This is a genomic window from Janibacter terrae (assembly GCF_039636765.1).
Lineage (GTDB): Bacteria > Actinomycetota > Actinomycetes > Actinomycetales > Dermatophilaceae > Janibacter > Janibacter terrae.
Window position 1 is genome coordinate 415,529 of sequence record NZ_CP144167.1, and the last position, 24,458, is coordinate 439,986.

Genomic DNA, 24,458 nt, shown 5'->3' on the forward strand with positions numbered 1-24,458 from the left:
GGGAGAACTCCCCCGGATCATCGCCGCCAGGCGGGCTCCTGCAGGGCGACCTGGACGATGGCGGCGCGTCCGCGACGGACGAGCACGCCCCGGCCCTCGGGCATGACGACACGCGCGAGCGGCGGGAAGTTGGTCTTGAAGACCATCGTCCCCTCGGACCCGTCCGGGGCCAGGGCCATGCCCGAACGCGAGGACTTGATGATCCCCGGCATGCCCATGCTCGAGCTGAAGGCCTGGGGGTCCGCCTCTCCGATGACGAAGTGGTCGTTGTCGACGAGCGGCTTGACGACGTCCTGCACCGGGGCCTGGAAGGGCGGCGCGTTGAGGTCGTCGACCTTCTCGAGCACGAGCACCTGCAGCGGCGAGGACTCGTCGAGCGCCCGTTCCTTGAGCCGGGCGCACAGCTCCTTGACCGCCTCCTCGCGTGTGGCCGTCGTGTCGAACTCGGGCATGTCCAGCAGCTCGGAGTTGCGCCGCGCGGTGATGAGGTGCGCCTGGGCCGCGGGGTTCCAGCGCTTGACCGCCCGCACCATCGCCGCGACCGTCGTCGTCCGGCCGCTGCCGGGCGGGCCGGTGACGACGAAGCCACCCCTGGGGTCGAAGGCGACCGGGGCCAGCTCGTCGGAGTCCATGCCGATCACCGGCAGGCCGCCGACCTCCGCCGGCAGGTCGCTCGCGGGGACGACCTCGGGCAGCGACGCGATCGGCGGTGCCGGCGTCCGTCCGGACTTGGCCATCGTCTCGGCGAAGCCGCGCACCATGCGCGACTGCTCGGACGCGTCCTGGCTCCCGCCGAGCACGGCCACCTGGACCTCGCGCTTCTTGAAGATGCCCCGCCCCGGGGGCGACTCGGGCGTCAGCACGTCCGAGGGCACACCGAGGAACCCGTAGTCCTCGTCCGTGGCCATGCGCAGCGCGAAGCGGGACTGCACCGACGAGCCCATCGACACCGGCAGGCCGTTGCGCGCGTCGACGGAGAGCACGAAGTGCACCCCCACGGGGCGGCCGTCCCCGAGCAGCGCGGTGAAGGCGTCGAGCCACCTCATGAGGGCACCGGAGGACTCGTAGGCGTTGCGGAAGGCGGTCAGGCCGTCGACGAGCACGAAGATGCGCGGCTCGTCGGTGTCGCCGGTGAGCCTGCGGTACTGCGTGATCGTCGTGGCGCTGCTCCTGGAGTAGCGGATCGCCCGCTCGTCGATGGTCTCGCGGAGCATCGTGATGAGCCGCTTGACCCGCTCCTCGTCCTGGCCCGAGATGATGCTGCCGACGTGCGGCAGGTCCTCGAGCATCGACAGGCCGCGGTTGCCGAAGTCGAGGCCGTAGACGTGGCAGGGGCCGCCGCGCACGGTGAACCCCGCGGTGATGGCGATCGTCCGCAGGAAGGAGCTCTTGCCCGCACCCGAGGCGCCGTAGACGGCGAGGTTGCCCTCGGCGTCGGGGCGGAAGCTGATCGTCGGCTGCGCCTGCCGGTCGGGGTCGTCGGCGACACCGATGACGAGCTCGTCGTCGCGACGCTCGGTCGGGAGCTTGGCCAGGTCGTACACCTCGCCGAGCTCGGGCAGCCAGGGCTTGCGCGGGAGGGGGATCTCGGACTCGACCCGCGCCCGCTCGACGGTCTCGACGACGCGCTGGATGTCGGTGGGCCCGAGGTCGGGGTCCTCGTCCCCCTTCGGCTTGGCGGGCAGCTCCCAGGTCACCGGTGCGCCGAAGGCGAGCGTCGAGACGAGCATGTCCGGCGGCGGGGGGGTGTCGCTCGTCCACCCACCGGCGTACCCGGTCTGGAAGGGCACCAGCCGGCCCGGGCCGGACTTGGCCATCGCGCGGCCGGGCAGGGCCGGGTCGAACCAGGCGGCGTCCTTGGTCCCGAGGACATCGCTCGAGTCGGCCTCGTCGGCCATGCGCAGCGCCATGCGCAGGTTGGTGTTGGCGCGCAGGTTGTCCTTGATGACACCCGCCGGACGCTGCGTCGCGAGGATCAGGTGGATCCCGAGCGAGCGACCCCGCTGGGCGATGTTGACGACCCCGTCGACGAAGTCGGGGACCTCCTGGACGAGGGCGGCGAACTCGTCGACGATGATGATCAGGCTCGGCGGTGCCTCGACCTCGCCGCGCCGCTCCAGCTCGACGAGGTCCTTGGCCTTGAAGCGCGCCAGCAGGTGCTCGCGGTAGTGCAGCTCGGCCGACAGCGAGGCCAGCGCGCGGCGCACGAGGTGCGGCGAGAGGTCGGTGACCATGCCGACGGTGTGCGGCAGCTGGACGCAGTCACGGAAGGCCGAGCCGCCCTTGTAGTCGACGAGCAGGAAGGTCACCCGCTGCGGGCTGTTGGCCGTGGCCATGCCGAGGATCCACGCCTGCAGCAGCTCGGACTTGCCGGCGCCGGTGGTGCCGCCGACGAGCGCGTGCGGCCCGTCGGAGCGCAGGTCGATGCTGTACGTGCCCATGGCGGACTGGCCGATGACGGCGCGAAGGGAGCCGGGCCGGCGGCTCGGGGTCGGGGGGGCATGGCGGCCGGTGAGGATGGAGCGGTTCTCGTTCCACCGCTCGATGACGGCCGTCTCGGAGGTGGCCAGCTCGGTGCCGACGAGCGCGAGGTAGGAGACCGAGCGCGGGATGTCGGAGTCGTCCTGGGAGAGGGCGCTCGAGTCGGTGATCGGGGCGAGCCGGCGCGCCGTCGTCGCTGCGTCGCTCGCCGGGAGCAGGTCGGCGGAGACATCGGTCGCGACCTGTGCCGGGGCGACCCAGCCGACCTGGCAGGCACCGGTCTCGGAGACCTCGACGAAGGTGCGGCACGCCGCGGGCAGCTGCTCGGTCACGGGGGCGACCCAGATGACGACGACGGCCTCCCTCCACCCGGCCTCGGCGAGCTGCACGAGCCGCGCCCGCTCGACGGGGGCGTCGTTCTCGACGAGCACGACGACGGCCGGGGCCTTCCTCGCCTTCTCCCCCTGCGCAGCGCGCGTGCTGACGAGCGTCTCGAGCTGCTCCATCATCGCCGAGCAGCCCGGCCCGGAGCTCGCCGTGTGCTGCACGTCCAGCGGGCTCTGCGGCGACGAGGTGTGCGGCGTCCACTTCAGCCAGTCCCAGTCGCGCCCGGACGTCGTCGACGCCAGGGCGCACAGGACGACCTCGGCGGGCGAGTGCGCGGCGATCGTCTGGGCGACGAGGGAGCGGGCCAGGCCCAGGGCCGCGTCGCGCGGACCGGAGACACCGATCGCGCCGTCGAGGAGCGGGTGGGCGGTGACCGGCACGTCGGCGACGACCCCGAGGCCCTGCATGAGCTTGGAGACCTCGAGCCAGGCCTCGGCGCGGGTGCGGCCCATCTTGGGCAGCTTGATCTCGCTGCGGCTCGGCCGCACCCCCAGGCCGAGGCGGTACTCGAGGAAGCCCGGCTCCCCCGGGCGGCGGGTCCACATGAGCGGGTGGTGCACGGCGACGGCCCGGGCGAACTCCGAGACCGCCGGGTGCTCCTGGCGCCGGATGTCGTGCTCGCGGTCCAGCTCGACCTCGATGTCCTCGACGAGGTAGCCGACGTCCTCGCGGAAGTCCGCCATCGCCTCCTCGAAGTCCAGCCGGACCCGACGCCGCGACTCCCACGCGTTGGCGAGCATCATCATCGGCATCATGAGCATGAACATGATGGTGAAGCGCGAGCGCGTGATGGCGAAGAGCGTCGCGCCCATGAAGATCGGCACGAGCATCATCGCGAGCGGCATCCGCTGGGGCTTGCCGCGCTCCGGGAGCTCGGGCACCTCGAACTGCAGCCCCTGGTAGACGGGCGCGATCCGCGGCGAGCGGGTGAAGGCCATGTCTCCCGCCTCGGTCGTCGTCACCCCCGCGGCACGGGTCCTGGCCGAGATCTCGAAGGTCGTGTCGCCGATCGTGAAGGTCTCGCCCTCGCGCAGGATCGCCCGGTCGACCTGCTCGTCGCCCACGACGACGCCGTTGGAGCTGCCGAGGTCGGTCACCTCGACGACGTCGGCCACGAGCAGCTTGGCGTGCCGGCGGGAGACCGACGCGTCGTTGATCTGCACCTCGCAGTCACGGCCGCGGCCGACGTGGGAGGTGCCCCGCTGCAGCGCGTACTCCCGGCCGGCGTCGGGCCCGGCGACGACCCGGGCCACGGCGACGGGCGCGGCGGTGTCCTTGTAGCCCGAGGAGCGCCGGGTCACCGCGAGGTGGGCACCGGAGCGCAGGCCGGACTCCTGGACCGTGGTGTTGGGGTCGACGGCGCGGTGGTTCTCGTCGACGAGGGCGAGGGTGTGCTCGCCGAGGTCGGAGCGGTCGTAGTGGCTGCCGCTGCGCTGGCGCTCGGGGTCGGCGAGGACGAGGTGCTCCGCGAGGTCACCGACCGTCGTGCGTCCGTCGACCGTGGCGACGAGGTCGGTGTCCTCGTTGCCGGAGCCTCGGAGGGTGAACATCAGCTTCATCGGAGCGCCTTCCGGGCGGGGGCGGTGGTGGAATCGTGCAGGCCGATGTCCTCCTGGTGGGAGAAGAGCGGCCGGGGGTCGAAGGTCGCACGCAGGCGCCTGCCGACGGGGGCCCGGCGGCGCAGCCGGCGACGGACCTGACGCAGCTCGCGCTGCCAGTCGGCGACGGCGGCCGGGTGGGGCGGGGCCTCGCCGAAGACGATCGCGTCGGCCCGCATCGCCGCGGGGACGGCGTCGACGGCCGGTCCGAGCGCGACCGCCTGCTCGAGGCGGGTCCCGCCGGCGGGGAGCACCAGGCCGAGGGCGCGGGCCTCCTCGACGAGGTCGTTCCACGCGCGACCGACCCGGCGGTCGGGGGTGCCCCCGCGCAGCCGCAGGGCCCGCCGCAGCATCGTGACGAAGGGAGTGAGCGCCAGCAGGAGCAGCGGCAGCGCCCCGAAGACGGCGAGCAGCTGGGCCCACAGCGGCCACGTCGAGGGGGCCGACCAGTCGACCACCTCCGCGGGCGGGGGCGGCGGCTCCGCCGGCGGGGGCGGGGGCGGCTCGGTCTCGGTCGGCGTCCAGGGCTGCGGCTCGGTGCCGGCCGGCGTCGCCCCGGTCGGGACGAAGGTCTGCGGGAGCACCTGGAACCAGCTGCCGTCGGCCTGCTGCACCTCGACCCAGGCGTGGATGTCGCGCCCGCGGACGATCCCGTCGTCGGTCGCGGTGGCGCCGACGACCACCCGGGTCGGGATGCCCAGCCGGTTGCCGATGAGCCCGAGGGTCGACGCGTACTGCTCGTCGTTGCCGGCGAGCGGCTGCGAGTTGAGGAAGCGGTCGAGCACGCCCAGGCCGTGCCCTGCGGGGAAGCGCTGCACGTCGGTGGCGGCGGCACTGCGCTCGGCCTCGGTCGGCGAGCGCCGACCGGTGGACGGGCTGCCGTCGGTGTAGGTGCCCTGCTCGCGCATCGTGGTCGCGATGGCACGGAACTGGCCCCACGGGTCGCGCGCCTCCCCCTTCCACGCGTTGATCCGACCGTCGACGAAGGAGGTGTCGCCCGGGATGGGCATGCTCCCCCGCGCCACCGGCAGCTGCTCCGGCAGTGCGCCCTCGCCCGGCGGGGGCAGCTCGGTGCGCAGCTCGTAGACGTCGCCGGGACGCAGCTCGGGCGGGGCGAGGACGGTGTTGGTGCTCAGGTTGAGCCAGACGCTCTCGTCGAGGCGCTCCCTCGCGTCACCCGTGAACTCGATGCCCTCGACCCGACCGGTCGTGAGCACCCAGGACCCCGAGTAGCCGCCCTCGGGGATCGTCACCGTGACCCGGCTCGGGTCGCTGCTCTCGAGCACCCCGACGCGCCGGCCGAACTGCTGGAAGGAGCGGCCGGCGTCGGCCCGGGAGTCGCCACGACCGGCGATGCCCCACGTCGAGCCGTCCCAGGTGTCGAGCGTCGCGAGCCGCATCGGGGTGGTCGGCGGGACCCCGTCGACCCGCATGAGCTCCTTGTCGTAGAGCCCGCTCGGGCTGGACTCGGTGAACTCGCGGTAGCGGCCGAGCGGCGAGGCCAGGACATTGGTGTCGTGCCCCGGGACGACCCCCGTGCGCGCGACCCGACGGTCGCTCTCGACCCCGGGCAGGTGCGGCCCGAGCAGGCCCCCGACGAGGGTCGCGACGCCGAGGAGTAGCAGCCCGGAGAGGACCCGCGACGGGGCCGGTCGCCGGGTGCCGGGACGGGCGATGCCGACGCCGGGGTCGAGGTGGTCGCGCACGACGAGCCAGGCGATGAGGAGGGTGCCGAGCAGCAGACCCTGCACCCAGCGGGCGGCCGGCTCCTGGGTGCCGAGCGCGATGGTCACCGCCAGCAGGACGAAGGGGGGCAGGACGAGCCGCAGCCGCGACCGGGTGACGCGGGCGGTCGCGTAGGTCACCGCGGTCCCCACGAGCGCGAGGAAGAGGGGGATCGCCAGGAAGCGGCCCCGGGCGTCGACCGGGGGCACGAGCGTCAGCAGGTCCATCCAGCCCGTGACCGGACCGGCGACGAGGTCCTTGAAGGTCTGCCCCACGGGCAGGAAGCCCCACCTCACGTCGTCGCGGACCGCGAGCGGACCGCCGAGGAGCAGGTGGAGCACGGCCCCGAGGGCGGTGATCGCCACGAGCGGCCAGCGGTAGGTGCCCTGGACGTGCCCCACGACGAGGCCGAGGACGATGCCGACCGCCGCGGCCCGCCAGGCCTCCCAGCCGAAGAGCGCGGTCCGCAGCCCGACGAGCGCACAGGCCACGACCGCCACGGTGAAGACGATGTCGACCCAGTGCCCGGTCCCCGGGCGCATCCGGCCGAGCGTCGCGCGGACCTTGTCCCGCCCGGTGAGCTCGGGCTTGATCATCCCCGGCCGGGGTGCGCCGACGAGGCTCATCGCGTGCTCCCCTCGTGGCTCATGCGGGCACCAGACCCGCGCGCACGCGCGCGAGGTCGGCGAGGTCCGTGATCGTCACGATGCTCAGGCCGCGCACGCGCCGCAGGCCGGTCCGGGCGCGGGGGTCGACGACGACCGCCACCTTGTGCACCTCGGTCTCGAACTCGCCGAGGCACTGCTGGATCTCGAGGAAGGCGCGGCCGGGCCCGGTGCACAGGACCGCGACCGAGGAGTCCGGCGCGGCGGTCACGACCGCGCGGGCCGAGCGCACGAGGTCGGTGCGCCCCGTGCCCGCCGTCGTCAGGGTGTCGAGCACGAGCGGCACGGTCGTGCGGGTGGCGAAGGCGTCCTTGCACACGACCGTGGCCTCCTGCTCGTCCTTGATCGAGGCGACCATGAGCGACGCCGCGACGGCGATGGCGGTCTCCACGTCCCCTTCGCCCCCCGGGTACATCGCCGGGTCGGGGTCGACGACGACGCCGAGGTGCGAGCGCCGCGTCTCCTGGAACTGCCGCACGAGGAGGCGGCCGTGCTTGGCCGAGGAGCGCCAGTGCACGTAGCGCCGGTCGTCGCCGGGCTCGTACTCGCGCAGCGCGTGGAAGGAGATGTCGGCCATCGACAGCTCGGGCGTCACCTCGCCCTCGAGGTCACGCAGCAGGCCGTGGGCGCCGGACTCGAGCGCGACGTGCCGCGGGTGCACATGCATGAGCTGCTGCCCGCCGAAGGTCGCCGTGCGACGGGTGATGCCGAGCGGGTCACCGACGACCGTCGTCGGGGGGCCGACCGGGATGACGCCGCGCCTCGGCGTGCCGATCGGGAAGGAGATCCGGTGCTGGGCGCCCTTGCGCAGCAACGGAACCGCGATGACCTCTTCGGCGTCCCCGACCGGCAGGCGCACGAGCGAAGGGAGCATCGTGCGCCTCGACGCATTGGTCAGGACGACGTGGCCCTGGGCGAGGTCACCGATCTCCGCCCGCAGCGGCTCGACGACCAGGTCGACGTCCGCACGGTGCCGGCCGAGGGAGACCAGGACACCGAGCGCGACGAGCACGAGGGCGGTGACCGCCATGATCGCCAGCTCGACCCAGCCGAGCAGCACGGCGAGCACCCCGAGCAGCACGCCGACGCCCAGGAGGCTCCAGCCGAGCGAGGTCACCCAGTCAAGCCGGCCGCCGAACCACCGGCGGCGCAGCCGCTCGTCGCTCGCGTGGGCCCCCCTGCGCACGGCGCGGGTGGCTCCCTTCGACGCCTCGAGGACGGCGGCGCCGGGCAGGGTGACGGTCCGACGGTTGCCGGACGCCCGCTGCTGGCTGGCCTGCGCCATCCGCTCCAGCCGCGCGTCGCTCGACGGGACGTCGGGTGCGGCCGTGGAGGCGCCCACGCGGCCGCGCCCGCGGGGGCGCTCCGGCGGGGGTGTGGGCAGTCCTGTCGTCATCGTCGGCTCGTCCTCGCGGTCAGGCGACCCGCTCGGTCGGCGGGGCGACCTCGCCGAGGATGCGGCCGATGACGTCGCTCGTGCGGACCCCGGCGAACTCGGCCTCGGCGGTGAGCAGGAGCCGGTGGCTCATCACCGGCTCGGCGAGCGCCTTGATGTCGTCGGGCACGACGTGGGCACGCCCCTGGGACACCGCCCAGGTCTTGGCGCAACGGACGAAGGCGAGGCAGCCGCGGACGGACAGCCCGAGGCGCACGTCGGAGTGCCGGCGCGACTCCTCGGCGAGGCGCGAGACGTAGGCGAGGATCGCGGCGTCGACGTGGACCTGGTCGGCGAGCCCGGCCATGTCGCTCACGACCTGCGCGGTGACGACGGGCCGCAGACCCTTCGTGCGGTCGCGGCGGGCCGCGTCGGACAGGACGGCGACGGTGGCCTCGTGGTCGGGGTAGCCGATCGAGGTCTTCATGAGGAAGCGGTCGAGCTGGGCCTCCGGCAGGCGGTAGGTGCCGGCCTGCTCGATGGGGTTCTGCGTCGCGACGACCATGAAGGGCCGCCCGACGTCGTGGGTCGTGCCGTCGACGGTGACCCGCCCCTCCTCCATGACCTCCAGGAGCGCGGACTGCGTCTTGGGCGAGGCCCGGTTGATCTCGTCCGCGAGCACGATGGTCGCGAAGACCGGGCCCCGGTGGAAGTCGAAGGTCTTGGTGCGCTCGTCGTAGATCGTCACGCCCGTGACATCGCTCGGCAGCAGGTCGGGGGTGAACTGGATGCGGCTGCTGCTGCCCTGCACGGTCGCGGCGAGCGCGCGGGCGAGCTGGGTCTTGCCGGTGCCCGGGTAGTCCTCGAGCAGGAGGTGTCCCTCGGAGAGCAGGCAGGTGATAGCCAGCCGCACCACGTGCTGCTTGCCGAGGATGACCTGGTCGATGTTGCCGACCATCTGCTGGAAGGCCTGGTTGAACCAACCGGCCTGCTCCTGGGAGATGCTCATCTGTCCTGCTTCCTCATCCGGTCTTCGTTGTCGAGGTGGTCGTGGGCGGCGTCGGGCGGTCCCGCTGCACCGGGGAGATCCACCGCTCCGGCTCGCTGCGCGGGGCGCCGCCGGGCCAGGTGTCGATGCGCACGTCCCCGGTGAGGGCGATGTCGAAGACCCGCCCCGTGTCGAGGTCGTTGAGGAGGATCTGCCCCCGGTTGGTCCGGAAGACGACGCCCTCCCTGCGGGTGGTGTTGCCGACGAGCTCCAGCGCCGAGGTGCCCTCCGCCCTGCCACCGCAGGAGCGACCCCACCGGATGGTGCTGCGGTCCCCCCAGGCGGCGTAGAGGCAGTCGCCGTTGATCGCGGGACGGGAGATCTTCTGGAAGCGGTCCCGCGTGCGCTTCTGGTCGATGCCCGACACGACCTGGTCCTGGGGCACCTGGTCGAGGTCGTCACGGATCGGCACGAGGCCGGCGTCATCGATCGTCTGGTAGGCGACGACATCGGCCTCGGGCCCGGCCTGCTGGAGCAGCGCCAGCGACAGGGTGACACCCGGCGTCTCCTGGGTGCCGTCGGGCAGGGACTGCGGCTCGGGCAGGCCCTCGGCGTGGATCCGGCCGGTCTCGAGGTCGAGGACGACCCAGGTGTCGCCGACCGCGGTGATGTCCGCGGCCCGGCTGCCGGAGAAGCCGGCGTCGGCGCGCCTCGGGGGGCCGAAGCCCTCCCCCTTCGCCGGGATCTCGACGACCGTGCCGCTCTCCGCCGAGACGGCCATGATGTCGCCGTCCACGGAGACGGTGATCGCGGCCCCGGGGCCGACGGTGTCGACGAGGCCCGTCTCGAGCAGGTCGGTGATCGGGGTGCCGCCCTTGGGGTCGAGCCGCTTGGCCCAGATGCGGCCGGTGTCGTGGTCGACGGCCGCGATCGTGTTGCCCTGCAGGGCGACGAGGTCGGGACGCTCGAACGGGGTCCCGGACGGGTAGTGCGGCTGCGGCAGCTGGACCTCTCCCTCCAGGGGCTCGCCGGTGCGCGAGTCGACGGCGACGAGGCGGCGGTCCCCGGTGATGCCGACCGCGTTGCGCCCGTCCTGGAGGATGTCCGGGCGCAGGTCCTCGGCGTCCTTCTCCCCCGCGCCGTGGAGGATGAGGTCGAGGCTGTGGGCCCCGGTGTTGACCCGGCCCCAGTACCCCGTCGTGCCGCCGGAGACCCAGACGCTGCCGTCGGTGAGGGCCACGTCGTGCACGGGGCGGCCCTCGGCCCGCAGGGCGAAGATCCCGGCGACGGCGAGCGCGAGCGCGACGACGCCGCCGGAGACGACGCGCAGCCACGTCGCTCGACGACGTGGCTCGCTCCCGGCAGTCCCCTCGGCCGCTCCTGCCCCCTGCTCGGTCATCCGGGCTCAGGCCTCGATGCTCTCCGGGTCGTCCAGCAGCACGAGGTCGTCCTCGGTCACCATGCGCGTCGACAGCGCGTGCTCGACGAGCCGCGACTTGCGGTTGCTCGCGAGCTTGCCCGGTCCGCCGTGGAGCCCGCGGATCCCCGCGTCGGCGAGCTTCTGGCAGACGTTGTCGAGCTTGCGGTTGAACTTCGTGACCTTCCAGCCGAGCCGCTGCGCGGCCACGGCCGAGCTCGGGATGGCGCCCTGCCCCGCGCCCGCGCGGCGCAGGAAGTCCTCGCACAGGGCGACGACGAGCAGCTTCTGGTCGGGGGTGAAGGCGACGCGCCCGACGGTGGTCTCGCCGCCCTGCTGCGGCAGCAGCACCTCGTGGTCGACGGAGGTGAAGCTCGGGTTGCCGACGAGGACGTCGAAGTCGTACGTCGTCGGGCCGGCCGTGAACCACACGGTGACCTTCTCGAAGGCGAGCGGGATGCGCGCGCCGGGGTTGAGCCAGGCCTGGAAGAGGCCCTTCTTGTCGGCGACGGTCGCCGTGAGGGTGGAGCCGATGTTGGTCAGCCACCACCAGCCGCCCTCGTGGCTGATCTGGAGGAAGTGCCGGTGGAGGAAGGGGTTGTCGTCGATCTCGACGTCACCCTCGCGCCCGATGGTGAGCGTGCCCTCCGTCGGTGCCTCGTGCAGCTCACCGCAGAAGTCGACCGTCACCACGCTGTCACTCATTGCTGTCCCACCCTCTCGCACTGGACGTCGGACCACCCGGATCGTTGGGAGCCTCGCACGACCTGGACCATCCCACACCGCTGCTCGCCCGGCGAGACGCCCTGCTCGAGGGTCGTGCCGTCGACGCGTACCGGTTCCCCGGTCACCGCGTCGGGGTCGGGGCCGGTGGAGAGCATGAAGACGTCCCCTTCCTGCAGCCCCTCGAAGTCCATGGTCCACACCAGTGTCGTGCCGTCCGGCTCGACCTGCAGCGTGGGGCGCCCGGAGAGTGCCCCGCCGGGCTGCGTCGGGTCGGTGTGCGTGGTCGCGACGGGGTCGGCACCGTCGCGGGTGGCCCACAGCACCCCGCCGATGATCCCGGCGACGAGGAGGATCCCGATGATGCTCGCGACGAAGGGGAGGAGCCCCACCTCGATCCCCCGGCGCGGCGGCTCGGGCGGGTCAGGGTGCTGGCGGGTCGGCGGCACGTGGTGGCTCATCAGCCCTCCTTGTCCATGCACTTCGTCTCGCTCCAGGGCCCGTACTGGTCGCCGCGCTGGATGCGCACGTGGGCACACAGCCGCGTCGCGCTGCCGAACTCCTGCTCGAAGGTCCCCGTCCTGGTCTCCGGGTCGACCTTGACCCCGGAGGGGGTGACCCGCGAGAGCTCCTCGGCGACGGGCGTGGAGCTGATCTGGTAGTAGTCGCCGTCCTGGTAGGCGTCCGAGGTGATCGTGTACTGCGCCGAGGTTCCCACGACCTTGCTCGTGAAGGTCGGTGCCTCGAGGGGGGCACCGTTCCCGCCGCTCGAGGTCGACGCCGAGCCGCTGCCGCCGTCGAGGGAGAGGGCGACACCGACCACGGCGACGACAAGCAGGATGCCGACGATGCCGGCCGCGATCGGCCACCAGGTGCGCTTGGCCGTCGAGGGCGCGGCGCTCGGCCGGGGCCCGGAGGCCTGCGGCAGTCGGGGCCCGGAGACCTGCGGCGGGCGCGGCCCGGAGGCCTGCGGCGGGCGCGGCCCGGTCGACTGCGGCGGGCGCGGACCGGTCGACTGCGGCGGTGGCGGGCCCGAGGGGCCGGTGGCGGTCCGGGCGGAGATTCCTTGCGCGATGGGGACGGCTCCGGCGGCACCGATCCCCCGACCGCCGCTCAGCTGGCCGCCGATGACGGGCTGGCCAAGCGGTGGCGGGGGGGCGCCCGTGGTCGGGCGCGGACCGGAGCCGGAGGCCGGGCCGGAGTTCGCGCGCAGCCGCGTGCGGTCCTGGGTGTGGGCGGGCAGCGACCTCGAGTCGCCGGTGTGGCCGAGCTCGTCGAGCACGACGATGGCGGTGCGGGAGAAGCGCTCGTCCTGCTCGATGGCTTGCAGGCTGCGCGCGAACTCGATGGCGCTGGCGGGGCGGGCGAGCGGGTTCTTGCTCATCGCCTGGGCGAGCAACCGCTCCAGCGACTGCGGCACGTCCGCGCGGCCGGTGCTCGGCGGCGGGTTGGAGCGGATGCGCGGCATGAGCGCGTACGCGGAGTTTTCGCCCCCCGGCACCTCGAAGGGGGACCGGCCGACGAGCAGCTGCCACAGCGTCGCCGAGAGCGCGTAGACGTCGGCGCGGGCGTCGCCGTTGCTCTGGCCGAAGAGCACCTCGGGCGGCGCCCACGGGATCGAGACGCCGATGTCGTCGTCGAGCTCCTCGAGCGCCCCGCCGCGGCCGGCGATGCCGAAGTCGGTCAGGCCCGGCGAGCCGTACTGGCTGACGAGCACGTTGGCGGGCTTGATGTCGCGGTGGATGACGCCGGCACGGTGGGCGGTCTCGACGGCGCTCGAGAGCTGGATGCCGGTGCGCAGCACCTCCTCGACGGAGAAGCGCGCCGTCCGCGCCCGCTGGGCGAGGTTGGGCGGCGGGTAGTACTTCATGACGAGGAAGGGACGACCGTCCTCGCTCGTGCCCGACCGGAAGACCTGGACGATGTAGGGGTGGTCGGCGAGCTGGGCCATGGTGTTGGCCTCGTCGATGAACTGCTGCTTGATCGCCGGCGTGAGCCCCTCGGTCCTCAGCACCTTGACCGCGACCTTCATCCGCGGCATCTGCTGCTCGTAGAGGAAGACGTCGGCGTAGCCACCGGAGCCGAGCGGTTGGACGTAGTCGAGACCATCGAGGTCGGGAGGGAGGGTGGTGCTCACTCAGGCATCATCCCGTGACCTCGAAGACCATCGAGACCTGGTCGGCGAGGGTGATCGTCGTGCCGGGCTCGATCGTCTGCTGGTCACCGGGCCGCACCCGCACGGGCGATGACCCGGGCAGCGCGACGGTCGTGCCGTTGGTGGAGCCCAGGTCGCGCACGAGGACGTGCCACCCGTCGAGCACGATCTCGACGTGGTTGCGCGAGATCTCGTTGTCGGGGCTGGAGATGCGCACGAGGTGCGGTGCGCGCGCCCCGCTGGCCCCGGTGGCCGCGCGGGGCGCACGGCCGATGAGGACCCCTCGGTCGAGGGTGACGACGTCGCCCGTGGACAGGCGCAGCAGGCCGAGCGCGGGGCGCGGGGTCTGCTCGGGCTGCTGGGTCGGCAGGTCCTGGCCGCACACCCGGCACCGGGTCGCGTGCGGCGGGTTGTGGTGGCCGACGCTGCACCGCACCGCGAGCACCATCGGGCCGGCCGGGACCTCCCCGGTGTCCGCGGCGGGCTCCTCGCGGTCGTCCACCGGCTGGGCCGGACCGAGGTCCTGCACCGGCAGGCCGGGCAGGCCGCCCGGCAGCCCCGGGAGGCCTCCGATCGACGGCCCGACGGGCGCACCCGGGCCCCACGGCACGGCGGAGATGATCCCGGGGTCCTGGTCCGCGGACGAAGGGGGCTCCCCGCCGGTGCCCGCTCCGGCACCCGCCTCGTCGGGCACCGCACGCAGCACGCGCGAGCCGACGAGGTGGCCGTCGGCGAACTGCGGTCGCCCGCCTCCCGGCTCGTGACCGGGGGCGTCGTCGCGGGCGGCCTGCACCCGCAGGGCAGGGCCGTCGGCGGGCGGGGTGGAGTACGAGGGACCCGGCATCGAGGGCGCCGCCGGTGCCTGCTCCGGGTCGGCCGCGGGCACGCTGCCGGGCATCGGCGGCAGGCCGCCCGGCAGGGCGCCGAGGCTCGGACCGGACGGGGCCGGGTCGACGGGCGCGTGCTCCTCGTCGTCCGAGGGCGGCGCGAGGGTGGCGCCCGCCCGGTCCTGCGACGGCTGGAAGCCCCCGGCAGCGGCGACCGGACCTGAGTCGATCTGCTCCTGGTGCTCGTGGTCCTCGAGGGCGGAGACCAGCGAGCTGCGGTGGTGGCTGGTGTTGCCGAAGAGGAAGTCGAAGCTCGGCAGCTCCTCGTCCTCGCCCTCGTCGGCCTCGCCCTCGCCGGCCACGTCCTCGTCGACGAGGTCCTGGCCCTGCGGGGCCGGGGTCTCGACGACCCGGCCCTCCTCGATCGGCTGCGCCGGGTCGGGCACGACGCTCAGGACGGGGCGCTCGGCCGCGGGCGCACCGAAGACCGACGGGACGGCCCAGCCGCCCGCCGCCGGGGGCGTCGCGGGCGCAGCCGGCGCCTCGGACTCGGGCTCGGGCTCGGGTTGCTGCTCGGGCTCGGCAGCCGGCTCGGCCTCGCCGGTCACGAGCACCACCTCGTCGGCCTCGTCGAGGTCCTCGTCGGCCCACGGCCCACGGCGGGGCGCGAGGACCTCGCGGGTCCCCCCTTCGCCGTCGACGAGACGGACCACGGCGGTGCCGCGCACGAGGACGCGACCGGCGGCCGTGTCGACCAGGGCGAAGTCCGGCGCACGGCGCACGCCGTCCGCGCTCAGCTCGTCCGTGACGACGTCGGCGAGCTCCTCGCCCTCCTCGGCGGAGTCGAGCGCCGTGGTGAGGCGCGCGGCGAGGTCCGGGTCGCCCTTCGCGAGCACGGTCAGCCCGTCACGGGTGACCTCGACCCAGCCGGCGTGGCCCTCGATCCTCGTGCGCATGGTCACTCCTTCTCGTCCAGGCCGCCCCGGGGCGAGGTGACCTCCCCCGACTCCCGCGGACTCGTCTCCGACAGGTCGTCGCCCACGTCGCCGTCGAGGTTGACGACGACGACCGTCACATTGTCACGCCCGCCGGCCTCCACGGCCGCGCGGACGAGCTCCTCGGCGGCGACCTGCGGATCACCGTGGGCCTGCAGGATCTCATGCAGCCGCTCGTCGTCGATCTCGTTGGTCAGACCGTCGCTGCAGATGACGAAGCGCTCCCCCGCGTACGGCGGCAGCACCCAGATGTCGGACTGGTAGGCGTAGTCGGTGCCGAGCGATCGGGTGACGACATTGCGCGAGGGGTGGACCCGCGCCTCCGCGGCCGTGATGACTCTCGCGTCGACGAGCTCCTGGACCTCCGAGTGGTCGACGGTGACCTGCGTGAGCGTCCCGTTGATGTGCCGGTAGACGCGCGAGTCGCCGACGTTGAAGACGGCCCAGTGGTCGGCTCCGCCGGCCGTGACGAGCGCGATGCCGGTCGCGGTCGTGCCCATGCCCCGCTGGTCGGGGTGGGCGGCGACGGCGTCGAGGATCCGCTGGTTGGCGGCGAGCAGCTGCTTGCCGACGTCGTCGGAGGTGAGGTCCCGGACGGCCACGAGCTCCCGCATCGTCTCCACGACGATGCCGCTCGCGACCTCTCCCGCGGCGTGCCCGCCCATGCCGTCGGCCACGACGAAGATGCCGCCCTCGGCGAGCGCGGAGTCCTCGTTGTGCTCACGCACGCGACCGGTGTCGGTGGCGGCGCCGACGCGCAGCACGAGTCGGGGGATCTGGTCGGGGTCGGCCACGGCGGTCACTTCGTCACTCGGAGGGTCTGGAGGATCTGCTGCACCTCGGCGTAGGAGCTCTGCGCGTCGTCGCCGCCGACGGAGCCCGTCGCCTGGACCAGGTCGACGATGCGGCCGCGCCGGGAGCCGGCGAAGAGGTGGATCTGCACGACGGTCCCGATCTCGGGGTCCTTCCACGAGACGTTGACCCCGAGGAAGGGGACCCCCGCGAGCTCGAGCTCGAAGGGCTCGTCCACGTGCCCCTCGGCCTGGTCCGCGACGAAGCGGCGCAGCTCCTCGAGGGCGTGGCGCATGGTGAAGTCGGAGGTGCGCTGGAACCCGCGGACGACGACATTGGGCGCGAAGTCCTGCTCGCTCTCCACGCGCCGGCAGGACAGCAGCGTCCCCCCGACCCGCACCGGTGCCCAGGTGTCGGGCACGTCGATCGTCACTCCGGGAGGTCCCGGGAAGACCTCACTCGGATAGGTCAGCTCTGGCATGTGTGGTGGTACCTCCCTGGTCCACGTCCATCATGTCCGATCCGTCAGGGGTTGACCCGGATGGAGTCGACGACGCGGTCGATGATGGCGTAGTCGGTCTCCCGGCGCGAGCCCGCGTACGAGCCGGTCACCTGGATGACGTCGAGCACGTCGTGGGTCTGCTGGGCGGTGAACCAGTGCGCCTGCCCGACGGTCCCCGCCTGGTCGTCGACGAAGGCGAGCTCGGCACCGAGCCACTCGCGGTCCCCGACGGTCTGCGACCTGAGCGGGCCGAGCTCGCCGTCGCGGCGCGCGTCGACGTACTCCTGCAGCTCGGCGTGGATCTCCTCGCCGCCGAAGGGAGCCATCCGCTGGTAGTAGCGGACGACGACGTTGGCGAGGAAGTGGTCGACGCCCTGCGCGTCGTCGCGGATGGCGATCAGCGTCTCGGGTGCCCACACGTGGGTCCAGCCGTCCGGCATCTCGAGCCGGATCGGCGGCGGGCCGGGGACGACCTCGCTCGGGTAGGTGACGGTCGTGGTCATGCTGCACTCCTGGGGTTCATGGGGTGGTCATGGGCGAGCAGGTCCGGTGCCAGCCTGCCACCCGGTGGACGAAGGGGGGGTCACCACCAGTTGGCGGGGTTGAGCTCGGAGTCGGCGATGGCCTGGCCGGCGTCCCCGAGGCCGTCGACGATCTCCTTCGGCGAGACGGAGACGTCGAACTTCACGCCGCCACCGATGCCGAGGGTGGCGCCCACGTCGACCTCGACGCCGACCTTGTCCCAGCCCGCCTCCGCGTCGATGTCGGCGTGGGCCCCGATGCCGTACGACAGCTCGCCGGCCACACCGACCTCCGCGGGCCCGAGGTCCTGGCTGACGCCCCCTTCGATCTTGCCGCCGGCGAAGGCCGCGACGCCGAGGTCGACCTTCGCGCCGCCCGGGCCGATCTGCGCGGTGCCGCTCGCCTCGGCCTCCGCGCCGGCGACGTAGCCCTCGACCTGGGCCTGGGTGCCGTGCTCGTTGCCGTAGTGGGCCTCACCCTTGCCGAGGTAGACGCCCGCCTCCGCGGCCGCCTCCACGTAGGCGCCGCGCGTCGCGTCGATGCCGGCCGTGCCCTCGGTCCTGGCCTTGGCCTCGGCGAGCGCGATGCTGGCACCGGTCTGCTCGTCACCGGCCCGGGCGGAGACCCACTGCTTCTCCCCGCCCTCCTCCCAGAGCTTCTGCTCGACGATCGGCTCGCTGCGGACGCTGTCCGTGACCTTCTTGACGTCCTGTCCGATGTTGTCGTCGAAGGACTTCTCCTTCGACCACTTCTCGCCGTACTCACGGTGCCCGCCCCCGTCGCCGCGGGTGGACTCGCGATCCCAGCCGGTGTCGCCGACCGGGCCCTTGCGGGTGTCGCTGTCGTGCCCGAAGCGGTCCTGCGAGGACTCGTAGGTCCCACCCGGCGACTCCTGCCACCGCTTGCCGGTCACCGGGTCGTAGTAGTGCTTGCCGCCGGACCCGTCCGTGTTGACCTTGACCCAGGGCGCGTCCCTGCCGGGGTACTCGATGTTGCCCTTGGTGACCTTGGTCTCCTCGGTGGGGTCCCCGCCGGGACCGCCGGGGCTCTCACCGGGTCCACCGGGTCCACCAGGTCCTGCGGGACCGCCCGGGCCACCGGACCCGCCCCCGACGACGTCCGAGGTGTCGTCCTGGTCGTCGGCGTTGCGCACCAGGGCCCGGGAGGCCTGGCGCACCGTGTCCGAGGCAGCGGTCAGCTGCCGGCTCGCCTCGTCCTGCCAGGTGGTGAGCATCCGGCGCACGTCCGCCCCCGCCCAGTTGGCCGAGAGGACGTTGGCGCTGGTGCCCCCGCGCGCGACGATGTCGGCGAGCTTGTCCGCCTGCGTCTCCAGCCGGCTCGCGATCTGCCGGATCCTGGCAGTGTCCATGCCCTGCTGCACGGCCATGTCGTCTCCCTGGTGGGCCCGGAGGCCGTCGTCATCGGTGTCGCGACAAACCTAGGGCGAGCAGGGTCGGGGAGGACATGGGGAGCACTCCCCGCCGGCTCCCCCGCCGGGTCAGCCGCGCTGCGCCCACCAGGTCCGCAGCCGCTGCGCCGCGGCGTCCTCGCCGATCGGGCCCTCGTCGAGGCGCACCTGCAGCAGGTACCGGTAGGCCTCCCCGAGGACCGGCCCCGGCGGGATCCCGAGGACCTCGGCGATCTGGTTGCCGTCGAGCTCGGGACGGATCGAGTCCAGCTCCTCCTGCTCACGGATGACCGCGATGCGCTGCTCGAGGTCGTCGTAGGCACGGCGCAGCCGGGTCGCCTTGCGCTGGTTGCGGGTGGTGCAGTCCGCCCGGGTCAGCCGGTGGAGCCGCTCGAGGAGGGGACCGGCGTCCGTGACATAGCGGCGCACCGCGGAGTCGGTCCACTGCCCGTCCCCGTACCCGTGGAAGCGCAGGTGCAGCTCGACGAGGCGGGCGACCCCCTTCGTCGTCTCCTTGTCGAACCGCAGCGCCCGCATCCGCTTGGCCGTGAGCTTGGCACCGACGACGTCGTGGTGGTGGAAGGAGACGCCGCCGTCGGGCTCGAAGCGCCGCGTGCGGGGCTTGCCGATGTCGTGCATGAGGGCGGCGAGGCGCAGGACGAGGTCGGGCGCGGGGACGGCACCCTCGTCGTCGGTCTCCAGGTCGATCGCCTGCTGGAGGACGGTGAGGGAGTGCTCGTAGACGTCCTTGTGCCGGTGGTGCTCGTCGATCTCCAGACGCAGGGCGGGCAGCTCGGGGAGCACCTCGTCGGCCAGACCGGTGTCGACGAGGACGCGCAGGCCCGCGACCGGGTCGGCGCCGAGCAGGAGCTTGACCAGCTCGTCCCGGATGCGCTCGGCCGAGACGATCTGCAGGGTCGACGCGGACTCGGTCATCGCCGCGAGGACCTCCGGCGCGGGCACCAGCCCGAGCTGGGCGACGAACCGGGCCGCGCGCATCATCCGCAGCGGGTCGTCGGAGAAGGAGACCTCGGGGGCCGACGGGGTGCGCAGCCGCCCCGCGGCGAGGTCGATCATCCCGCCGTGCGGGTCGACGAGCTCGAGGTCGGGCAGCCGCAGCGCCATGGAGTTGACGGTGAAGTCCCGCCGGACGAGGTCGTCCTCGAGGTTGTCGCCGAAGGCGACGACCGGCTTGCGGGTCACGCCGTCGTACGCGTCGGCGCGATAGGTCGTCACCTCGACGGTGTCGGAGCCACGTCGCGCGCCGATCGTGCCGAACTCGCGGCCCATGTCCCAGTGCGCGTCGCCCCAGTCCGCGAGGATGGACTCCGTCTCCTCCGGCGACGCGGAGGTCGTGAAGTCGAGATCACCGCTGGTGCGCCCGAGGAAGGCGTCGCGCACGGGTCCGCCGACGAGGGCCAGCTCGTGGCCGTCCTGCGCGAAGCGCTGCCCGAGGTCCGTGAGCAGCGGCACGACCGGGGCCAGGTGGGCCACCGCGGCACGCAGGATCTCGGGCGGCAGGGCAGGGGAGGACATGGGCCCCAAGGTTACTGCCGCGCCACCGGGCGGTCTCGGACGGGATGGCTACAGTGACCACATGACGCACCCCGCCCACGCCTCCGGTTCGCAGCGTCGGCTGCCTGCCGTCGAGGAGCGGAGCGCCGGCGGTGTCGTCGTCGACGTGCACGAAGGGGAGGCCCGCATCGCCGTCATCGCCCGCCGCAACCGCGCCGGGCGCCTCGAGTGGTGCCTGCCCAAGGGGCACATCGAGGGCGAGGAGACCCTCGTCGAGACCGCGGCCCGCGAGGTCGCCGAGGAGACCGGCATCGAGGCCCGCGTCCTCGTCGAGCTCGGCACCATCGACTACTGGTTCGCCACGTCCGACCGGCGGATCCACAAGTTCGTGCACCACTACCTGCTCGAGGCCATCGGCGGGTACCTGACGATCGACAACGACCCCGACCACGAGGCCGTCGACGTCGCCTGGCTGCCGCTGCGCGAGGCGCACCGGCACCTGACCTTCCCCAACGAACGACGCATCGCGAGGGAGGCGTGGCAGCGGCTCGCCGGCGACGCCTGACGCGCGGGGGCGCCGCGCTCCTGCTCGCCGCGCCCGTCCTGCTGCCCGGCCTTGCCGTACCCACGTCCGCCATGTCGGCCGGACGCGCCGCGGAGCCCGGGGACGCCCGCATCACGATCACCTCGATCACCCCCGTCGTCGACGGCGACGGCACCGCCACCGTCCGGGGACGCGTGACCAACACCGGCAACGGCACCCTCGAGGACCAGCGCATGGCCCTCGTCGTGCAGCCCGGGGAGACCGACCGCGCCGGGCTGGACGCCTGGGCCGAGGGCGAGGAACCCGTCCTCGGTACGGCCCTGGACACCACGTCACGCCTCGACGTCCCGTCGGGTGGGTCCACCCCCTTCGCCCTGACCGTGGACGGTGCCGACCTCCTGCCCGGGACCGCGGCCGGAGCCGTCCGGCTCAGCGTGCAGACCGAGGCGACCGCGGTGCACACCTTCCTCGGGGTGCACCGGGCCAAGGAGTACGAGCCGCTGCGCATGGTCTGGGGTCTGCCGCTGCTGCTGCCCGGCGACCGCGAGCTCTTCGGCGAGTCCGGCACGACCCGCACGCAGACCTGGCAGGAGGCGGTCGGACCGGACTCGCGGCTGGCCCGGCTCACCGCCGACCCGCCCGGCGAGGACGAGGCGTGGCTGCTCGACCCCGCCCTGCTCGACGTCCCCCAGCCGTCCGAGGACTCGGGCGTGGAGGACACCGGCATCAGCGAGGAGGAGCGCACGGTCCGGGCCGAGCGGGCGGCCACCCTGCGACGTCGCCTCGTCGCGAGCCGCACCCTCGTCCTGCCCGACGCCGACGCGGACGTCGCCGCCGGCGCCGCCTCCCCCGAGGCCCACCGGCTCGTCGGGCCCCGCGTCAAGCGCGGCGCGAGCGTGGCCCGCGGCCTGGGCGCGCGCAGCGACGTCTTGTGGCCCGCCGACGGGCTCGTGACGAGCGAGCGGGCGAGCGCCCTCTACCAGCTGCGGCCCTCGGGCAACCGGCCGACGGTGCTCGTGCCCGACACGAGCCTGCAGCCCGGCGGCTTCACGCCGACCGGTGGCACGCGCACGAGCGACGGGACCCCGCTCGTCGTCAGCGACAGCGTCCTGTCCGACCTCGTCTCCGACCTCGAGTCCACCGACGACGTGCCCCTGGCGCGGCAGCGGCTCGTCGCCGAGACCGCGGAGCTGCTCGGCGAGCGGCCCGGGACGAGCCGCACCGTGCTCGTCGTCCCGGACCGGGACAGCCAGCCAGAGGTCGACGCCTGGCAGCTGCTGCGCGACGGGGCCGGTCGCATCCCGTGGCTGGAGCCGGGCAGCCTCTCCTCGGTGCTGGCGGAGTCCGCGCAGGCCGACCCCACCTTCCTCGCGCGCACGCCGGGACAGATCGCCGAGGCGACGAAGGGGGACCCCGCCCCCGCCCCGCTCCTCACCCCGGAGCGGGCGCGCCGCGTCCAGCGCGACGAGCGGGCGATGGCGACCTTCGCCTCCGTCCGCTCCGACGGCACGTCGTGGCGGCGGGTCGTGCAGCCGGCGCTCCACCAGCTGACGTCCACGCGGTGGCGCTCGGACTCCTACGACTTCATCCGGCTGCACCGTCACCTGCACGACGCCGTGACCCTGGCCCGCGACGACCTCGTCGTCTCCTCCGGTGACGTCAACTTCTTCGCCGACACCGGGCGGCTGCAGATCACCGTCATCAACAACACCGACGTCGAGCTGTCCAACCTCGTGGTGCGGCTCACCCCGCGCAACCCCTCGCTGCGCATCGACGCGCCACCGGACCCGGTGACCATCGGCCCGGGGGGGCGCCAGACCGTCACCGTGCAGGCCTCCGCCCTCGCCGCCGGGCAGGTGCCGGTCGACGTGGGCGTCACGACGCCGGCCGGGCACCGGCTCTCCGCCCCGGCGACGCTCCACGTGCGGGTGCGGCCGACGGGTGACTCGATCTACTGGCTGGTCGGCGGCGCGGCCGTCCTGCTCCTCGCGGCCGGCACCTGGCGTAGCGTGCGGGGCGGTCGCCGCTCGCCGGCGGCCACCGCCAGGACCACCGAGCCCGAGGGACACGACGCATGAGCGAGGCCGCCACGCCGGACGAGGCGCTCGGCGACGGTGGGCGCAGCGCGCCGGACATCGGCCGCTCGAGCGCCGTCATGGCCGCCGGCACCCTCTTCTCCCGCGTCCTGGGCTTCGCCCGCAACAGCCTCACGGCCTACGTCGTCGGCCTGACGATCATCGCCGCCGACGCGTGGAACGCCGCCAACACGCTGCCCAACATCTTCCACCTGCTCATCGCCGGCGGCGTGCTCAACGCCGTGATCGTCCCGCAGATCACCCGGGCGATGCGGGATGCCGACGGTGGCGAGACCTACATCAACCGGCTGCTCACCATCTCCGTCGCGGCCCTGGCGGGCGTGACGGTCCTGCTGACGCTCGCGGCACCGCTGCTCGTCTCGCTCGTCGTCTCCAGCAGCTGGCCGCCGGAGGCGCGCACCCTCGCGACCGCCTTCGCGGTGCTGTGCCTGCCGCAGGTTTTCTTCTACGGGCTGTACACGCTGCTCGGCCAGGTCCTGACGGCGCACCACCGCTTCGGGGCCTTCATGTGGGCGCCCGCGCTGGCCAATGTTGTGGCGATCGGTGGTCTGCTGTGGTTCGTCCTGGCCGACCAGCCGAGGCAGGGGCCGGTCTCCTCGTGGGACCCGACGATGATCGCCGTGCTCGGTGGGACGGCGACGCTGTCGATCGCCCTGCAGGCGCTCGCCCTCGTCCCGGCCCTGCGGCGCACCGGGCTGCGGTTCCGGCCGGTGTGGGGGCTGCGTGGCAGCGGCCTGCGGGGCGCCTCGCGGATGGCGATGTGGGCCTTCGCCGCCGTGGCCGTCGGCCAGCTCGCCTACCTCGTCAACTCCCGCGTGCTGACGGGCGCGCTGCACGCCGCACAAGCGGAAGGGGTCGAGGGCGCCGGCCTCACCGCCTACGCCAACGCCTTCCTCCTCTTCATGCTGCCGCACGGGATCATCACCGTCTCGCTCGTCACCGCGCTCTTCACCCGCATCTCGCACGCCGCGCACGACGACGACACCGTGGCCGTCACGGCGGACCTGCGGCGCGGGCTGACGATGCCCGGCGTCCTGCTCGTCCCCGGCACGGCCGCCATCCTGCTCGTCGCCCCGCACCTGCTGGCAGCGGTCCTGCCCGGCACGCCGCGCGTGCAGACCGACGCGTCCGTGGGGGTGCTCTTCGCGATGATGCTCGGCCTCGTCCCGTACGGGTGGTTCTTCCTCGTGCAGCGGGCCTACTACGCCTACGAGGACGGACGCACCCCCTTCGTCCTGCAGCTCGTGGTCACGGGCATCGCGCTGACCTTCACGGTCATCGGCAGCATCGGGCCACCGACCCACGCCGCGACCTGGGTGGGCCTGGGCCAGACCGTGTCCAACCTCGTCGCGGCCGTCATCGGCCTGTGGCTGCTGCGCCACCGCCTCGGCTCGCTGGGCCTGTCCTCGGTCGTGCGCACCCTCGTGCGGCTCGCACTGGCGACCGCGGTCGGGACCGCGATCGGGTACGGCGTCCTGCGCGGGCTGGCGCTCGTCGTCGACGAGGGGACCTGGCTCGGCTCCGTCGTCATCACCACGGTCGTCGGGCTCGTCGTGCTCGGCGTGGCGCTCGTGCTCGCTGCCCGCCTGCGGGTCCGCGAGGTCGACGAGGTCCTCGGGCCGCTCACCCGACGGCTGCGACGGGGCTGATCGGGCCGGCCGTCCGGCCCAGCGGCTGACGCGCCCCGGGTGCGGCTCCCGGACGCAGCCCACGCGTCCACCTAGGATGGCGCGGCAGGCAACC

At 73.6% G+C, this 24,458-nt stretch carries 17 protein-coding genes; 3 read left to right on the forward strand and 14 right to left on the reverse strand.

Annotated features, from left to right (window positions below):
• Positions 1-17: 17 nt before the first annotated feature.
• The 14 genes from V3C34_RS02110 to V3C34_RS02175 form a co-directional block, all read right to left on the reverse strand.
• Positions 18-4,418 (reverse strand): FtsK/SpoIIIE domain-containing protein, encoded by a 4,401-nt coding sequence (locus tag V3C34_RS02110; protein WP_170307642.1) that lies wholly within the window; start codon positions 4,416-4,418, stop codon positions 18-20.
• A gap of 5 nt (positions 4,419-4,423) precedes the next feature.
• A complete protein-coding gene (locus V3C34_RS02115; protein WP_346007944.1) occupies positions 4,424-6,817 on the reverse strand; it encodes a transglutaminaseTgpA domain-containing protein in 2,394 nt (797 codons plus the stop codon).
• 19 nt (positions 6,818-6,836) lie between these two features.
• The gene (locus tag V3C34_RS02120; RefSeq protein WP_169702015.1) at positions 6,837-8,252 is read right to left on the reverse strand and encodes a DUF58 domain-containing protein; all 1,416 of its coding nucleotides are present in this window, start codon (positions 8,250-8,252) and stop codon (positions 6,837-6,839) included.
• A gap of 19 nt (positions 8,253-8,271) precedes the next feature.
• Entirely contained in the window at positions 8,272-9,240 is a 969-nt protein-coding gene (locus V3C34_RS02125; protein ID WP_346007945.1) for a MoxR family ATPase, read from the reverse strand.
• 13 nt (positions 9,241-9,253) lie between these two features.
• Positions 9,254-10,618, reverse strand: coding sequence for a hypothetical protein (locus tag V3C34_RS02130; RefSeq protein WP_346007946.1), 1,365 nt, complete (start codon positions 10,616-10,618; stop codon positions 9,254-9,256).
• Between the two features lie 6 nt (positions 10,619-10,624).
• A complete protein-coding gene (locus tag V3C34_RS02135) occupies positions 10,625-11,341 on the reverse strand; it encodes a hypothetical protein (RefSeq protein ID WP_068327706.1) in 717 nt (238 codons plus the stop codon).
• Positions 11,338-11,820 (reverse strand): hypothetical protein, encoded by a 483-nt coding sequence (locus tag V3C34_RS02140; protein WP_068425888.1) that lies wholly within the window; start codon positions 11,818-11,820, stop codon positions 11,338-11,340. Before V3C34_RS02140 ends, V3C34_RS02135 begins: the two co-directional genes overlap by 4 nt.
• Positions 11,820-13,496, reverse strand: coding sequence for a serine/threonine-protein kinase (locus tag V3C34_RS02145; RefSeq protein ID WP_346007947.1), 1,677 nt, complete (start codon positions 13,494-13,496; stop codon positions 11,820-11,822). The genes V3C34_RS02140 and V3C34_RS02145 overlap by 1 nt, the downstream gene beginning before the upstream one ends.
• Before the next feature lie 7 nt (positions 13,497-13,503).
• The gene (locus tag V3C34_RS02150) at positions 13,504-15,297 is read right to left on the reverse strand and encodes an FHA domain-containing protein (RefSeq protein ID WP_346007948.1); all 1,794 of its coding nucleotides are present in this window, start codon (positions 15,295-15,297) and stop codon (positions 13,504-13,506) included.
• Between the two features lie 2 nt (positions 15,298-15,299).
• On the reverse strand, positions 15,300-16,130 hold the full coding sequence (locus V3C34_RS02155; RefSeq protein ID WP_346007949.1) for a PP2C family protein-serine/threonine phosphatase: 831 nt from the start codon (positions 16,128-16,130) through the stop codon (positions 15,300-15,302).
• Between the two features lie 5 nt (positions 16,131-16,135).
• Positions 16,136-16,609, reverse strand: a complete 474-nt coding sequence (locus V3C34_RS02160; protein ID WP_346007950.1) for a hypothetical protein — start codon at positions 16,607-16,609, stop codon at positions 16,136-16,138.
• Positions 16,610-16,653: 44 nt separating this feature from the next.
• Positions 16,654-17,133, reverse strand: coding sequence for a hypothetical protein (locus V3C34_RS02165; protein WP_346007951.1), 480 nt, complete (start codon positions 17,131-17,133; stop codon positions 16,654-16,656).
• 80 nt (positions 17,134-17,213) lie between these two features.
• A complete protein-coding gene (locus V3C34_RS02170; protein WP_346007952.1) occupies positions 17,214-18,539 on the reverse strand; it encodes a hypothetical protein in 1,326 nt (441 codons plus the stop codon).
• 111 nt (positions 18,540-18,650) lie between these two features.
• Complete coding sequence (locus V3C34_RS02175; RefSeq protein WP_068425877.1) at positions 18,651-20,096, reverse strand: CCA tRNA nucleotidyltransferase; 1,446 nt, start codon at positions 20,094-20,096, stop codon at positions 18,651-18,653.
• A 61-nt stretch (positions 20,097-20,157) separates the two neighbouring features.
• Between V3C34_RS02175 and V3C34_RS02180 the strand changes: the two genes are divergently transcribed.
• From V3C34_RS02180 to murJ, 3 genes are read left to right on the forward strand one after another with little or no spacing between them, the layout of a single operon-like run.
• On the forward strand, positions 20,158-20,640 hold the full coding sequence (locus V3C34_RS02180; RefSeq protein WP_068327685.1) for an NUDIX hydrolase: 483 nt from the start codon (positions 20,158-20,160) through the stop codon (positions 20,638-20,640).
• The gene (locus tag V3C34_RS02185; protein ID WP_346007953.1) at positions 20,613-22,697 is read left to right on the forward strand and encodes a DUF6049 family protein; all 2,085 of its coding nucleotides are present in this window, start codon (positions 20,613-20,615) and stop codon (positions 22,695-22,697) included. The genes V3C34_RS02180 and V3C34_RS02185 overlap by 28 nt, the downstream gene beginning before the upstream one ends.
• Positions 22,694-24,364 (forward strand): murein biosynthesis integral membrane protein MurJ, encoded by a 1,671-nt coding sequence (gene murJ, locus V3C34_RS02190; RefSeq protein WP_338539100.1) that lies wholly within the window; start codon positions 22,694-22,696, stop codon positions 24,362-24,364. Before V3C34_RS02185 ends, murJ begins: the two co-directional genes overlap by 4 nt.
• Positions 24,365-24,458: the final 94 nt, after the last annotated feature.